The organism is Spirochaetales bacterium (genome assembly GCA_016930085.1).
GTDB lineage: Bacteria > Spirochaetota > Spirochaetia > SZUA-6 > JAFGRV01 > JAFGHO01.
On the sequence record JAFGHO010000041.1, the window covers coordinates 1 to 15415 of the forward strand.

Annotated in this window: 16 protein-coding genes; 12 read left to right on the forward strand and 4 right to left on the reverse strand. The window is 48.4% G+C overall.

The features are described from left to right. Positions 1-78: 78 nt before the first annotated feature. Positions 79-1158, reverse strand: a complete 1080-nt coding sequence (locus tag JW881_07045) for a chemotaxis response regulator protein-glutamate methylesterase (protein MBN1697252.1) — start codon at positions 1156-1158, stop codon at positions 79-81. Beyond that, positions 1155-2042: a protein-glutamate O-methyltransferase gene (locus JW881_07050; GenBank protein ID MBN1697253.1), complete on the reverse strand. Its 888-nt coding sequence runs from the start codon at positions 2040-2042 to the stop codon at positions 1155-1157. The genes JW881_07045 and JW881_07050 overlap by 4 nt, the downstream gene beginning before the upstream one ends. Positions 2043-2274: 232 nt before the next feature. On the opposite strand from JW881_07050, the gene JW881_07055 reads away from it, so the two are divergent. The 8 genes from JW881_07055 to JW881_07090 are packed head-to-tail and all read left to right on the forward strand — an operon-like array spanning position 2275 to position 8858. Next, the gene (locus JW881_07055; protein ID MBN1697254.1) at positions 2275-4278 is read left to right on the forward strand and encodes a chemotaxis protein CheA; all 2004 of its coding nucleotides are present in this window, start codon (positions 2275-2277) and stop codon (positions 4276-4278) included. A 42-nt stretch (positions 4279-4320) separates the two neighbouring features. Further along, positions 4321-4806, forward strand: a complete 486-nt coding sequence (locus JW881_07060) for a chemotaxis protein CheX (protein MBN1697255.1) — start codon at positions 4321-4323, stop codon at positions 4804-4806. A gap of 21 nt (positions 4807-4827) precedes the next feature. After that, on the forward strand, positions 4828-5184 hold the full coding sequence (locus JW881_07065; GenBank protein ID MBN1697256.1) for a response regulator: 357 nt from the start codon (positions 4828-4830) through the stop codon (positions 5182-5184). Then, on the forward strand, positions 5181-5660 hold the full coding sequence (locus JW881_07070) for a chemotaxis protein CheD (GenBank protein MBN1697257.1): 480 nt from the start codon (positions 5181-5183) through the stop codon (positions 5658-5660). Before JW881_07065 ends, JW881_07070 begins: the two co-directional genes overlap by 4 nt. Before the next feature lie 17 nt (positions 5661-5677). After that, the gene (locus JW881_07075; protein MBN1697258.1) at positions 5678-6883 is read left to right on the forward strand and encodes a hypothetical protein; all 1206 of its coding nucleotides are present in this window, start codon (positions 5678-5680) and stop codon (positions 6881-6883) included. A 19-nt stretch (positions 6884-6902) separates the two neighbouring features. Continuing rightward, complete coding sequence (locus JW881_07080; protein ID MBN1697259.1) at positions 6903-7271, forward strand: response regulator; 369 nt, start codon at positions 6903-6905, stop codon at positions 7269-7271. 37 nt (positions 7272-7308) lie between these two features. Further along, entirely contained in the window at positions 7309-8280 is a 972-nt protein-coding gene (locus JW881_07085; protein MBN1697260.1) for a calcium/sodium antiporter, read from the forward strand. Next, on the forward strand, positions 8274-8858 hold the full coding sequence (locus JW881_07090; protein MBN1697261.1) for a MarC family protein: 585 nt from the start codon (positions 8274-8276) through the stop codon (positions 8856-8858). The genes JW881_07085 and JW881_07090 overlap by 7 nt, the downstream gene beginning before the upstream one ends. Before the next feature lie 15 nt (positions 8859-8873). On the opposite strand, the gene JW881_07095 is transcribed toward JW881_07090, so the two are convergent. Both JW881_07095 and JW881_07100 read right to left on the reverse strand, forming a co-directional pair. Next, entirely contained in the window at positions 8874-9647 is a 774-nt protein-coding gene (locus tag JW881_07095) for a dockerin type I repeat-containing protein (GenBank protein ID MBN1697262.1), read from the reverse strand. A gap of 45 nt (positions 9648-9692) precedes the next feature. Further along, complete coding sequence (locus JW881_07100) at positions 9693-10820, reverse strand: beta-lactamase family protein (protein ID MBN1697263.1); 1128 nt, start codon at positions 10818-10820, stop codon at positions 9693-9695. Between the two features lie 126 nt (positions 10821-10946). Here JW881_07100 and JW881_07105 point away from each other — a divergent pair, with 126 nt between their 5' ends. From JW881_07105 to corA, 4 genes are all read left to right on the forward strand, one after another. Then, on the forward strand, positions 10947-12719 hold the full coding sequence (locus JW881_07105) for a TrkH family potassium uptake protein (protein ID MBN1697264.1): 1773 nt from the start codon (positions 10947-10949) through the stop codon (positions 12717-12719). Between the two features lie 10 nt (positions 12720-12729). Continuing rightward, positions 12730-13425, forward strand: a complete 696-nt coding sequence (locus tag JW881_07110) for a TrkA family potassium uptake protein (protein ID MBN1697265.1) — start codon at positions 12730-12732, stop codon at positions 13423-13425. A gap of 18 nt (positions 13426-13443) precedes the next feature. Continuing rightward, complete coding sequence (locus JW881_07115; GenBank protein MBN1697266.1) at positions 13444-14220, forward strand: hypothetical protein; 777 nt, start codon at positions 13444-13446, stop codon at positions 14218-14220. A gap of 101 nt (positions 14221-14321) precedes the next feature. After that, the gene (gene corA, locus JW881_07120) at positions 14322-15386 is read left to right on the forward strand and encodes a magnesium/cobalt transporter CorA (GenBank protein ID MBN1697267.1); all 1065 of its coding nucleotides are present in this window, start codon (positions 14322-14324) and stop codon (positions 15384-15386) included. Positions 15387-15415: the final 29 nt, after the last annotated feature.

Here is a 15415-nt window from a genome sequence, read left to right on the forward strand (position 1 = left end):
CTTTCAGGAAGACGCCTTTCAGGAAGACGCCTTTCAGGAAGACGCCTTTCAGGAAGACGCCTTTCAGGAAGACGCCTTTCAGGAAGATGTCGAACAGCGATGAATAACCGCGCCCGCTATCCCTCTGAGGGGGATGACCCTGTCGACGGCCCCCAGTTTTATTGCTTCATTCGGCATACCAAAGACGACACAGCTTGCCTCGTCCTGGGCGATAGTATAAGCGCCGGCGTCTTTCATTTCTTTGAGTCCATGGGCGCCGTCATCCCCCATACCGGTCATAATGACACCCACCGCGTTCTTCCCGCAATATCTGGCGGCGGAACGGAAAAGCACATCGACCGACGGCCGGTGCCGTGAAACCAGCGGGCCGTCCTTCACTTCGACATAGTACCGCGCCCCGCTTCGTCTCAATAGCGTATGCCGGTTGCCCGGAGCGATAAGCGCCCTTCCCGGTACAACCGTGTCGTTATCTTCGGCTTCCTTGACCGTGATCCTGCAGAGGGAGTTCAATCGATCGGAAAAGGCCGTAGTGAATTGCTCTGGCATATGCTGGACGATCACGATCCCCGGCGTATCGAGCGGCAATGCTTCGAGAAAAATCCGTATCGCTTCCGTCCCCCCGGTGGAGGCACCCAGAACGACAATCTTTTCAGTTGTCTTGATAATTGTATGGGGTTTCGGCCTGGCCAGAACGGCATCGGCTGAAAGTTTCGGCTGCACCTGATAATCCGTGCTCGCCTGCACGTTTTTCATTTTCGCCACACGGGCCGCCTTTACCGCATCGCAAATCCTGATTTTCGACTCTTCGATAAACGCTTTCGTCCCGAGTTTCGGTTTCTCGATAATCTCGACGGCACCGTAATCCATCGCGCGCAAGGCATTCTCCGAACCTTTCTCCGTCTGACTCGAACAAATGACAACCGGAATCGGGTGCTGGCTCATAATATTCTTGAGAAAGGTGATACCGTCCATCTTCGGCATTTCCACGTCGAGGATGATGACATCAGGGGCTTCCTGTTTCATCTTATTCGCGGCGATAAACGGATCGGCCGCGACACCCATCACTTCGATCTCGCGGTCCGAAGCAAGAATATCCGTCATCGTCTGACGTACCAAAGCGGAATCATCGACAACCAATACTTTGATCCTGTTTTTCATAGCCCGGCTTTCCTGTATACCGTCGGGGCGGCCGTCACAAAGGGAATATCCATTCCGCAGAGTGTTTCCGAATGACCCAAAAAGAGGTAACCGCCCGGATTGAGCTGCTCGTAAAAACGTCTTATCAGTTTTTGTTGCGTGGTTCGATCGAAATAGATCATGACATTTCTGCAAAAAATGATATCCTGTTTCTCGTAAAAGGGGAATCTGTCGCATATAAGATTCACCTGTTTGAAACGGACCATCCGGCGTATCTCCGGTTTCAGTCTGACCAAATTCGCATTTTTGTCCTTGCTGCGGAGGAAATACTTTTTTTTCAATTGATAAGGAATGATCTCGATCCTGTGCATGGGATAGACGGCGATTGCGGCCTTTTCCAAAACGGTCGTCGCGATATCGGTTGCGAGAATCGAAAAACGTGCATCGCAGATTTTCTCCGCGTACTCAGTCAGGACAATACAAATCGTATACGGTTCTTCCCCGCTCGAGCAGCCGGCACTCCATATCCTTATCTCATTTTTATGCGGATTCTTGTTTTTTTTCAACTCGGGGATGGCCGTGTCAATCAGGTAATCGAAGTGCGCCGGCTCCCTGAAAAAATCAGTCTTGTTCGTGGTGATCACATTGATCATATGGATAAGTTCTTTATTCATCCCCTCCGGGCTGAAAAGATACGAGCAATATTCCCTGAACGAGGTAATCTGTAATTTCCGTAACCGCTTCTGAAGTCTGGCTTCGAGCATAGTCTTTTTTGAATCCGGCATTTTAATACCAAAATTATCCTGAATAAAATTGCCGAGCCGGTCGAAATCACAGGAAGTCAGTTTTGCCGAGATGTAATTGAACGGACAATGCCGCTGCTCGTTTTCCCTTAATAACTCCATACGATAATTTAAATATTTTTTATCGCTGAATGCAAGATTTTTATCGATACGGGATTAAAAAAAATACGATTATCGGTATCGTGTAATACCACGTTAAAGCAAAAAGGAACATTTCCGGCCTAATATAAGGGTTTCCCTTAGATGGCAATTACCTTTCTATTAGTCTTTTATCATTCTTTTTCTTATTGCATTATTTCTTACAATTCATATGCTTTGATATGGACGGATATTCATGATGGCAATACATATGAATGAATATATCAATGTGTTTATCGAAGAAGCTGTCGAATACATAGAGCAGCTGGATATTCTCGTCGTCAGTCTCGAAAAAAAACAGACGGACACCGAAACGATCAAGAAGATATACCGTATAATGCATACCATGAAGGGGATCAGCGGAATTATAGGATTTAACGAACTTTCGACGCTCATGCACACCGTGGAAAGTCTTTTCAGTAATCTCGCCGAAAAAAAACTGAAGGTGACAAACAAGATCGTTGAAAGTCTGTATCATGTCATTGACATACTCAAGGCGATTATACGGGACCTTCAAAAAGGGAGGGAAGTTTCAGTCGACTTTGAAAAGGAATGCCGTAAATTCGAATCCTTTATCTCCAAAGAAATAAGGGAAAAGGAAGGAAAAGGCCGTGAGGAAGGATTCGTCTACACGTTCACCCCTGAAGACTTCGCGGAAAAAATAACAAAGGCGCGTGAAAAAGGTGAAAAACTGTACCGGATCGATTTTAGTATCGACGGGAAAGAGGAACTGAAAAACGCACGCCGGCGCATCCTGTTCAAGAGACTCGCTGAATTCGGTGAAATTCTTGATTTTTTCCCGAAACGGGAAAGGGACTATTATACCGAAAATGAAATGCATATCAAGCTTCTTTTTCTGGGTACCATGAACAAGAAGAACTCGGACGACCTGAAAAAAGTCGACCGGATTCATCATCTTGCATATGAAGAAATCGATACCCGGAACCTTCAAAAGGCCGCCGGAGCTGCAACACAAGAGGAGCGGGACGGGAAAAAAACAAGAGAGACGGAAATCACTTCGATATCGGACGAAAATACCATCAAAGTGAAAGTCGACAAACTCGACAGACTCCTCAATTACGCACAGGAACTCACCATTATCAATTTGAGTTTTCAGAATTTCTACGACCGGCTGAAGAATTCGGAACTCGCACGCGACATCATAACGACACTGGATAATTCCGTAGACAGTCTTACGAAAACCACTCAATCGCTGCACCAGGAAATAATGCGGGCGCGGATGGTGCCGGTCGGCAATCTGTTCCGCCGCTTTTTCCGGCCCGCGCGGGATATATCGAGATCGTGCGGGAAAAAGGTCGCACTGAAAACGAGCGGAGAGGAAGAGGAGATCGACAAGAATACCATCGATCTGCTGTTCGAGCCGCTGCTTCACCTCGTCAGGAACGCGATCGATCACGGGATCGAAAACCCGGAAGAACGAAACCTCTTGAGCAAGGACGAAGAAGCGGTCCTCCAGCTTCGTTCATACAGCAAACAGAACCGCCTTTTCATCGAAATTGCCGATGACGGGAGGGGAATCGATATCGAAACGATACGAAGCCACGCGATCGAAAAGGGATTCATCCAAGAAGATACGGTATTGAACAACGAAGAACTTCTCGATCTCATCTTTCTCCCCAGTTTTTCCACAAAAAAAGTGGCCGATCATCTGGCGGGCCGTGGAATGGGCATGAACATCGTAAAAGAAGCGGTCAAAAAGATCAGCGGAGATATCAGAATTCAGACGGAACGGGAAAAAGGAACGACCTTTATTATTTCACTTCCCACGACCATGGCAATCATTTCCGCCCTGATCATCGAATCTTCCAATGAGCGTTATGCGATACCGCTCGCGCCGATACTGGAAATCGTAAACGTCGAACCTCAAAAGATCAAGACTGTCTACGGAAAAAAGACGTTTTCCATGAGAGACAGGATTATTCCGCTTATATCATGTGAAGAATACTTCGACCTCGATGCCGTTTTGGAAAAACAGGATCTCCTCACGATCGTTATCGTGGAAAGCGAATCAACCGTCTACGGACTTATTGTCGAAAAGGTGATCGGGAAACAGGAAATTGTGACAAAATCACTTACCCTTTCGCTGCTTGCCACCAAGGGTATAAGCGGAGTGACGATTTTGGGCGACGGATCGATCGTCCTGATCATCGATGTCGATGCGGTCGGGGAATATTTTTAGGCTATTCAACCGCTTGGCGACATCATTATAAAAGGAGTGAACATGGAAATTGCAAAAGACGACTTTAATCGGAAGGTCCTGGCCGCCTTCGAGCATATCCTCAAGGTGCTGTTCAACAGGAATGAAAAAGAGTCCATACGGTTGACTACCTCAGGGCCCGCCGAACAGGAAAGGGAAATCGCGATTCTCATCCAATTTATCGGCGGCATCGAAGGCAAGATTATTTTGGCCTGTTCGAAAGAAACGGCGTTGGATATAGCGAAGTCGCTTCCCGGTTTCGATGAAAACACGGCGTCGACCGAAGCCGGGCAAAGGGATTATATCAAGAATTCACTCGGCGAAATAATGAATATGCTGGCCGGTAAAATCGCATACGGGTATCAGAAGGATTTCGGAACAACGCGGATAACCACACCCGCCATGATAAGCGGCAAACTCCTCTTCATCACCGTCTACGACGAGGATTCCATTATATCCTGTATCAAGACCCCGTTCGGTTTGCTGGAAATTATTTTTTCCGTTTGTTAACGGAAAGGAGGAAGACAACCAATGGCAAAAGTATTAATCGTTGACGATTCGAAGCTGATACGTAATATCATTAAAGACGAACTCCAGAAGAAGGGACATACGATTATTGCGGAAGCTTCCGACGGGAAGGAAGGCCTCGAAGCGTACAAGCAGCATTCGCCCGATCTTGTCACCATGGACATTACGATGGATGAAATGGACGGCATCGAGGCGATCAAGCAGATAATGAAAGTTGACAAGACCGCGAAAATCATCGTCGTTTCCGCACTCGGACAGGACGAACTCATCAATACGGCGATCGATCTGGGAGTGGTCGATTTCATTATCAAACCATTTGAACCGGAACGCCTTATCAGTTCCGTCAACAAGGCCATATGAAAGAAATACTGTCCGTCGGTATCGGGGAATACAAAGTATCGCAAAGCCCGAACACCCTTCGTACGATTCTCGGCTCCTGTGTCGGGGTACTTATCTACGATCCCGTCAGTAAAATCGGCGGACTCGCGCACGTTTATCTCCCCCTTTCAAAGGATTATCATAATGAGCGGAGGGGAGGTATCGCAAACGACAAATACGCCGATATCCTCCTTCCGAAAATGATCGAAGATATGCTCGAAAAGGGAGCGAACAAGCGCCACTTTATTTCCTATCTCGTCGGCGGAGCCACACTCTTTAATATAAAACCGGACAGTTCACTCAATATCGGAGAAAAGAATCTCCAGGTGGTAAAGGAAATATTGCAAAATCTTCATATTACCTTTTTTCAACTCCAGGTGGGGGGTAATACGGGCCGGCGGGTCTTTTTTAACCTGATTAATGGTGATATCGATGTCACCGATCTGAAAAAACATTAAAGAAGGTAATGATGGCGATGAATAAACATAATATACTTCTTGCTTCACTTATACTACTTCAGGCCGCGATTATTATCATTGCAGTCTTCACTCTCCTTCAAACAAATCCGGTGGTCGCCCTCATCCTGATTGCCGTATCGACGGTCACAGGGCTGGTCGCGGGCTATTTTACCGTTTGCTGTCATAATACCGTTCGATCGTTTCGCGAGGGCAAAAAAAAGGAACATATTCTTTTTTCAGAAATGGTGGGTCACGTCGGGGAACTCGAAAATAAAATCACCGAACTCTCCAAAACGGCATCTTCACCCGGAGAGGAGGTCGGGGGAAAAGCCGATGAAGCGAAAAAAAAGATTGAGCAGATGAAAGATACAATGGAGACATACAAAAAAGAACTGGTAAAGTATCTGACACCGATCAACAAGGTATTTTACATGAAAGAAAACAACTTTACCGTATCCGAACGGATGAACAATATAATCGGCGCGCTTATTTCAAGCATTAAATCCACGGTCAACGACATGAATCACCAATCGGAAACATTGACCCTCACCTTCGAAGCATTTGATATCACGACACTGACCATGGAAAAAGTCGACTCCATTATCCAGCACGCGTCCCGCCTTGCCGAAGACCTGACCGCACAGACCACGAAGGGGCAGAACGCCGTTATAACGACAAGAGACAGTATGGGGGAGATCCTCGATTTTTCCGAAAAGATGGCCACGATTATCACCACCATCGTGGACATTTCGGACAAAACGAATATCCTCGCGATCAATGCCGCCATCGAATCGACCCGCGCGGGAAAAGAGGGCAAAGGATTTGCCGTGATCGCACAGGAAATTCGCGCCCTGGCGAACACGACGCGCGAAGCATCGATCGAGATCAAAACGATCATCGAAAGTATCATTGAGAAAATCGAGAAGCAGGCGGAACTTTATGAACTTGTCCATAATATTTTCCTGGAAATCAGCAATTACATTCAGAAAACTTCCAGCCTGAACAAGGAAATCTACAAAATATCAAGGAAAAACGTCATACAGGGTAAAGAAATACAAACAGCGGTCAACATGTTGAAATCGATCGCGGATAAGATCATTTCCGCTTCGAACAAGGAACTGTTCGAAGCGAACGAGATCATGACAATCATGAAAGCGATTGAAAAACTTTTCGCGCAGGATTATAATTTCGAGAAATTCCTGTCCGATTTATCGAGTAACTAAACGGGAAAGGGAAGCCGGTATGAACAACAAAACAATCCTTGTCGTCGACGATCAGAAGATCAATCTGGAACTCATGGAAAAATATCTCTCGGGCGATGCGGGATACAAGGTTATCGTCACACAGGATAACACCAACGTGGAGAAACTGATCAGGGACAATCAACCCGATGCCATTATCATGGATATCGTTATGCCGGAGATGAGGGGCGATGAAATAGCACGTCAATTGAAAAGCAATCCCCAAACCTCAGGCATTCCCGTCATCCTGATTACGGCGGACATATTGCAGGAAAAAGACAATGCTTCTGCGGATTACTTTATCCGCAGACCGGTTATCGGTGAAGATTTATTGAAAATTCTTTCCGATATTTTCACCACACCACAATAATTGTTATTTATTTTATGTATATAAGGCGGTTTTTTCGATGATTGAGCTTGTATTGTTCGTTATCGGATTCGTCATTCTTATAAAAGGCGCGGGGCTTCTTGTCGACGGCTCCTCATCGATAGCGGGATACCTGAAGATTTCCAGGCTTGTCATCGGCATGACCGCCGTCGCCTTCGGCACCTCGCTTCCCGAACTCTTAGTCAATGTCTTCGCGAGCATCGGGAACAATCCCGGTATCGCGATCGGCAACATTATCGGAAGCAATATCGCAAACATACTTCTCATCCTCGGTATTTCTTCGATCATCTATCCCCTCGTCGTGACAAAAGGGACGGTATGGCGGGAAATACCTTTCTGCCTGCTCGCCTCGCTGGTCTTTGCGGTGTTGTCGAACGACCTGTTGATCGACGGCGATCAACAATCACTATTGACCAGAATCGACGGAATCGTCTTTCTTTTCTTTTTTGTCATCTTCCTCTATTATATGTGGAGTATCGCACGCGAAAACGATCTTATTGTCTCCGAGGTATCGATAAAGACATTGCCCCTCCACCGGTCCGTTATATATATGCTCGCGGGTCTGGCCGGTCTTGTGATTGGGGGAAAATGGATCGTGGACGGAGCCGTATTTATTACCGGATTCTTCGGGATCGGACAGACATTCATCGGGTTGTCGATCATTGCCGTCGGAACATCCCTCCCCGAACTCGCCACTTCCGCCATCGCCGCCTATAAGAAAAACCCGGATATTGCCGTGGGAAATGTCGTGGGCTCCAATATTTTCAATATTTTTTTCATCCTCGGGGTGAGTTCGATTATAAAACCCCTTCCCATGCAGCAATCGAATAATATCGATACGGCGGTCATGATCGCTGCGACCATGATCCTGTTTCTCTTTATGTTTACCGGTAAGAAATCCTCGATCGACAGGTGGGAAGGGTTCATTCTTACGGCAGCATATGCCGGATATATCACGTACCTTATCCTTAACCAGGCGGGCGTATGGTAATCCTGGCACGGTTTCTTGCCGCATTTATTCCGATATTTGTCGCAGTCGATGCGGTCGGCGTTCTTCCCATCTTTATCAATTTCACCGAAGGCCTTTCTCCAGAAAAGAGGCGCTTGATCGTCGGCCGGGCGATGATCGTCGCCGCTGTCATTTCAATCGTATTTCTTTTTCTCGGAAAGGCGATATTCGATTTTCTTCGTATCGAGATGGCGGATTTCATGATTGCCGGCGGCGTTCTTCTTTTTTGTATCGCAATCACCGATATTTTGAGTCAGAAAAAACGCCGGCGTATTCCCGCAGAAGACGTGGGGGCCGTCCCCCTCGGAACCCCCCTTATCGTGGGACCCGCGGTCCTTTCGACATCGCTTGTCATCGTTAACGAATACGGCCCCGTCATCTCCCTGGTTTCCGTCCTCGTCAATATTTTGATCGCGGGGCTGGTGTTTTTGGCCGCCGATGTCATCATAAAAATAATACGGCCTTCAGGCGCCCGTGTCCTGAGCAAGGTAACGAGCATCATCCTGGCCTCGATCGCCGTGATGATGGTCAGAAAGGGGATAATGCTGGTATTTTTTTAACCCGCACGCTTCCGGTTATATCCCCAGGTCTTTCCTGATCGCCACCACCATTCTGCAGTGATTGATGAGGTCTTCCTCCCCGGTTACTTCGGAGGTATAATTGAGGCCGTACGGCCAGAAATGCTGGGTATCAGCGTGGAGGACATCCTCCGGATTTCCCGTGATCGCCCTGAGCTGGTTCGTCGCGTTCGTTCCCGTGAATATTCCGTCGACGACGAGCGACCGCCACCGCGAGTGGGTCCCGACGCCCGCGCAGTGGGACATTTCATGCATCGCGGTGATATAATTCATATAGGTCTCGCCGCCGAAGGAAATGGGGCCGTTCCAGTTTGCCTGGGCCGTCGGTACGCCCGGATCGTAGTACACCGTCACGTGCATGACGATATTCGTGTGGCAGTTGTAATACGATACGGCCTCCTCCATCGCCTCCGTGATCAGGGTGTACGCGCGCCGCTCGTCCTGTGTCGGCGATGAGGCGGTGGAGAGAGTATAGGTGAAGTTGCCGCTCCCGGTGCAGCCCCCGGCCGGTTCCCCCGGGAAACGGTCGATGAGCCCTACGTAAAACTGCGCGATGAGCAACGCGTCGACGATATCGGTACCGCCGCTTGCATTCACATCCGAAAGCGAGATGCTGAAGTTCTGCGGATCGAGACCCACGTAATACTGCGCGACCAGAAGCGCGTCGACGATATCGATATTTCCGTTTCCGTTCACATCGCCCAGGGACTGCGGAAAAGCCGCGAAAACCGCCATGACTAAAAAGGCGAGGACAAAAACCGTCTTTTTCATTTTTTTACTCCTCTTTTATGTTTTTTTATATACCGCCCGGAAGCCTCATTCAATCCCGCTCCATGCGACGGCGAGGGGGTTTACCCACGATTCGCAGTGATAGTCGGGCGCCGGATAAAATCCCGCGAAAATAAACTGCTCGGAAGGATCGATAAAAATACCCACCCCTTCGGATCCTTCATGATCGTAGGTCCCTTCGGGGAGGAAATTATGCTTGTTCACTTCCCAGCCCAATCCGCACGTCCACCGGTATGATTCGTCGTAGATATGATTCCTCCAGCTGTATGCCGTGATATCCCTGACCTGCGCCCGGACCGCGGTCTCGACCGTCTTTCGCCCCAACAACCGGTTTCCCCGGAAAGATCCTCCGTTCAGCATCATCTGGCCGAACTTCCATAAATCCGGAAGGGTCGACCAGATACCACCCCCGCCAAAAAAGGAAGGGGTAACGACATCATCCCGTTTTTTATCGAGTTTTTCCCTGTTCCACCCGGACGATGTCAGACTCACCCTTCCCTTCATATGGGGTGGAACAAAGAAAAACGAATCGTCCATTCCAAGGGGTTTGAAAATGTGCTCCTCGACATACCTGTCGAAGTCCATCCCCGAAAGCCGGGCCACAATTTCCGCAAGAAAAAGAAACCCCTTCGAACAATAACTCCAGACGGTTCCGGGTTTGAAATGAAGCGGCCCTGTAAGCATCTTTTTTATCCAGTTCTCCTTTGTCCATTCCCCGTCCCACTCGTCCGGATACGGTTCGAAAAAACTCCCCGGATCCCCCCGCAGGCCCGATGTATGGGTAAGGAGATGAAAAATCGTAATGTGATGGTGCATTTCGGTATCGAATTCGGGAAGAAACCCGCACACCGCCTGGTCGGGGAACAGCTTCCCTTTTTCCATTAATTGAAGGATCGCCGTCACCGTGAATACCTTCGTCACCGACGCGATCGGACGTATGCTGTCCGGCAGAAAGTCGCCGCCGTTCCCTGATGCCGTCAGTTTTCCCATACTCTTCGATGCGAAGATCATTCCGCGGCGCGCCAAAAGATACCCGGCGGCCTGGATCGTTCCTTTTCCAATCAAATCCGTGAAATGGTTGTCGAGTGTTTCGATGACGGCTGGATTATATCCCGCCTCTTCCGGCCGGCAGTCTGTTTTCCCCGTATGAATCATTGGTTCCTCCCCTTTTTTCGACAGTATAGCAGATAACGCGATTCACCACAACAATAAAGTAATTTTCAGCCCATAAAGTCTTTCGACTCACTTGCATGGGAGACTGCTCACGGATATAACTATAGTATGTTTGTGTACAAGACAGCCGCACCCCCCTCCCCTCTGTCGTCCGGAATCACGAAAATCACCGTTCTCACCCTCTTTCTGAGTATCGGGACCCTCTTTCTGGAGCACGAGTTCTACAGGACACCCTACACCTTTCTCATTACCTCGATACTCGAAATCCTCATACTCATCCTCGTGACGGCCGATTTCTTCAATGGGCGGAATGCGGCCGCATCGAAGAAGGGTTATATTCAAAAGAATATCTTTTCTTTTACCATGATGATTCTTTTTCTCGTTTCCCTTGCCTTTGTCAAAACGGTCCGTATAAGCGGCACTCCCTTTCGATATACCTGGATTCCCCTCGGGATTATCATACTCCGGGACCTCTCGATTATCTTCAGGACATTACAAAAAGTAAAAAAACTGGCATCGTTTACCAGAACGATGTCAATAAACCCGGCGCGCACCATCATCTTCGGATTCGCCCTCGGAATCGTCACCGGGACATTGCTTTTAATGCTTCCGTTTACGACCGTCGACGGAAAAGGTCTTCACATGATCGACGCCCTGTTCACCGCCACCTCCGCGGTCTGCGTCACCGGTCTCGTCGTTGTCGATACCGCAACGGTATTCACCCTCTGGGGAAAGCTGATCATCATGCTGCTCATCCAGGCCGGGGGCATCGGTATCATGGCATTCTCGTTTTCCCTTGTCTCCGTTATCAGGAGAAGATTTTCCCTCGAGGATTCGCTGCTCGCCTCTTATGCCCTCAGTGAAAGCGACACGAGGGTTCTCCGCACCGATCTCATCAATATAATCATTATGGCATTCGGAATCGAATGCGCCGGTATGCTGATACTCTGGCCGGGCTTTTCGGGTGAAACCGGCCTGACGTTCCGGACGCTTTTCGAAGCGCTTTTTCATTCGGTATCCGCGTTCTGCAACGCCGGATTTTCACTGTTTACCGATAATCTGGAGTCGTTCCGGTCGTCACCCCTCATCGCCGTTACCATTTCCTTCCTGATAATCCTTGGCGGTCTGGGTTTTCCGGTCCTCTCAAACGGCATCATGGCGATAGCGGCGAAGTTCAGATTGGTGACCGGAAGAAAAGAAAACACTGCGGTCAAAATAAAACTCACGACAAAAATCGTGATAACGGGGACGATCATCCTCGTCATCTCCGGCATGTTCATCATCTATCTGACGGAATTAAAAACAACCCTTGCCCCCTACGATCTCGGGACGCAGTACTTAAGCGCCTTTTTCCAGTCGGTTACCCTGCGAACGGCGGGATTCAATACCATTCCGTTTACGGCACTATCGACCGTTACCTTGCTGGTCATGATTTTCTTCATGTTTGTCGGGGGTGCTTCGGGTTCGACGGCGGGAGGAGTTAAAATCAATACGGTTGCGGTTTTGATTTCCTATATACGAAGCCTGTTCAGGGATGAAGAGACGATTGAGCTTTCCGGCCACTCGATCTCGAAAGAATACGTCCTCAAGGCATTACTCATCGTTCTTTTTTCCGTCCTCATCATTTCATCGAGCACCCTTCTGCTTACGATCACCGAAAAGGCGTCCCTTCTACGGATTATCTTCGAGACCGTCTCCGCTTTTTGTACCGTGGGACTTTCAACCGGTATCACCGGGGGACTTTCAATAGCGGGAAAACTCATCATTGTTCTCCTTATGTTTACGGGAAGACTCGGGCCGCTTACGATTTTTGCCGCGATCACCTTGAAAACCAGAAAAACGGGTATTCATTATCCCGAAGCACGTTTTATAATAGGATGAGGAGGATATCATGGTGGAAGAAAAGGTCTTTGGCGTTTTCGGTCTCGGTGTTTTCGGAAAGGAAATCTGCTCCGTGCTTGCCGAGATGGGGGGAAAGGTGCTTGCCTTCGACTCGAATACCCGGCTCGTCGAACGAATCAAGGATTCGGTCAGCCAGGCCTTCATCCTCGATTCGACGGATGAAGAATCGCTTTCAAACGCGCCGCTTTCATCCGTCGATGTGGCCATCGTGGCCATCGGAGACCGGGTCGAAGCGAGCATATTGACGACGACCCTGCTGAAAAAACTGAATGTTCCCCATATTATCGCGCGCGCGATATCCGACCTTCACGCCCGGGTTCTCAAGGCGGTCGGGGCGGATGAGGTCATATTCATCGAAATCAACCAGGGCCGTTTACTCGCGAAACGCCTGATGTCCCCCCGCACGCTGGATCTCGTTGCCATAGCGGACGACTTCAGTATCGTCGAAATGTACGTACCTCACGTCTTCGCCGAGAAATCAATCCAGCATCTCGATATTTCAAAAAAATATCATATCGTCGTGATCGCGATAAAGCGGACCACAACGTCAATCGATGAGGAGGGAAATCCCGTTGTCAACCAGTCGGTTTTTTTCCCGGATCGTTCGGAACTCCTGCATCCGCACGACATTCTGATTGTGGCGGGGAGAAACAGCGATATCGACAACCTGAAACATCTCCATTAGCATTGAAAGGAATAGTATATGCTTGTTATCAGACAAAGGCGCCTTGTTGTTTTTATTTTTATAATCCTCATAATCATCACGGTTATCGGGATAAGGGGATACCTGATCATCGGTGAATCGTCACGCTATGACAATGATGAAAGAAAATACCAGGCCGAATTATTCCTCTATACCGCCGTTCTCTCGGATGCCGTCTGTTTGTTGTGCGTGCTTTTTATCCTTCAGGGAAACAAGAATATCATCAGGCAACTCGATAAACTGATCGAATTGTCGCACGCACATGTCACCTATTCGACAAAAGGGCTTGAAAAACTCGGTGATATCGGAGGGAAAATCAAGGAGTTGTGCCACACGATCGATGACCTGAATGAAAGGCAGGCCCTCAAGATAAGTACGCAATCCTCTCTCATCACACGGCTTCTCTCCCTAATCCCTTCCCCGATCATCGTGACCGATACGGCTGGGAAGGTTACGGGAGTAAGCGGCGCTTACGGGAAAAGCTTTGCATACGAGAAGGAACACGAGGCAATCCACTCAATCGGCGACATACTGCCTTCGTTTGATTTCCGTTCGATAATCGACTACCACACGGAAAATCCGGACGAAAATCCGTTTGTCATAAACGGCACGATCACCGTCCACACGATCAGCAACAAAAAAGGAGACGCCTCACAATTCCTCATACTTCCCTCCGGAACCCTTACGATACCCCCCGATAAACCGGTAAAAAAGAAATACGGAAAACCGGGCGGCTTTTTAAGACGGATATTCGGAAAGAAAAAACAAATCGGTTAACCCCGCATCCCCGCGGATCGGATATCCGATTTTTTCATCCTGCCGGTTTTCCGGCTGAATTTTTCGGAAAAACCGCAATGAAAACAACATGGAGGAAAAACATGAAAAAACAGACGGAGAAGTTATCGTCAAAACACGCACTTCCGCCGGGAAGCGTCGTCTATATCGGGGACAGGGAAGGCGAAACATCGGTCTTTACCTACGGTGAATACGACGAGAACGAGTTCACAGAAAAACAATCTCGAACGATCGGTGAGGTCTTTCCGTTTCCGCAGACCCGCCGGGTAAGGTGGCTCAATGTCGGGGGCATCCGGAATACCGATATCATCGAAAAAATCGGGGGTGAATGCCGGTTTCATCCATTGATGATCGAGGATATCGTGAATACCCACCAGCGGCCCAAGTACGAGGATTATGAAGATTCGCTTTTTATCGTCATGAAAGGACTCTCATGGTGCGGTGAAACGTACGAGATTACGGAAGATCAGGTGAGTTTTATCCTGAAAAACGGATATCTTATTTCGTTTCAGGAAACGGAAGAAAATCTATTTTCATCGATTATGGACCGTTTGAGAATGAAAAAGGGGATGATACGCTCGCATGGCGCCGATTACCTTCTCTACGTATTGATCGACGCGGTCGTCGACAGCTATTTTTCCCTTCTCGAAACACTCGATGAAGAGATCGAAGCCCTCGAAGAAACATTACTCGAAAACCCGACACCCGAAACGCTTAAAAAAATATATATGCTGAAAAGCACCGTCATCTCCCTGCGCAAGACCCTCTGGCCGCTGCGGGAGATAATCGGGCGGCTCGAGAAGATGGAATCACCGCTTATAGGAAGGCACACCAGAGTCTTTTTCCGTGATGTCTATGACCATACCCTTCACATCATCGATACCGTCGAAACATTCAGGGACCTTATCGGCGGCATGCTCGATATATACCTTTCGAGTGTGAGCAACAAGACGAACGAGGTCATGAAGGTCCTTACGATTATCGCGACGATTTTCATCCCCATCACCTTTCTCGTCGGTGTCTACGGCATGAACTTCAAATTTATACCCGAACTGCAATGGCGGTGGGGATACTTCGGCGTGTGGGGTATTATCATTATCATCATTGCCGGCTTGATCGCGTTCTTCAAAAAAAAGAAATGGTTTTAATGCGGTTTTCACATACAGTTTTAATTATC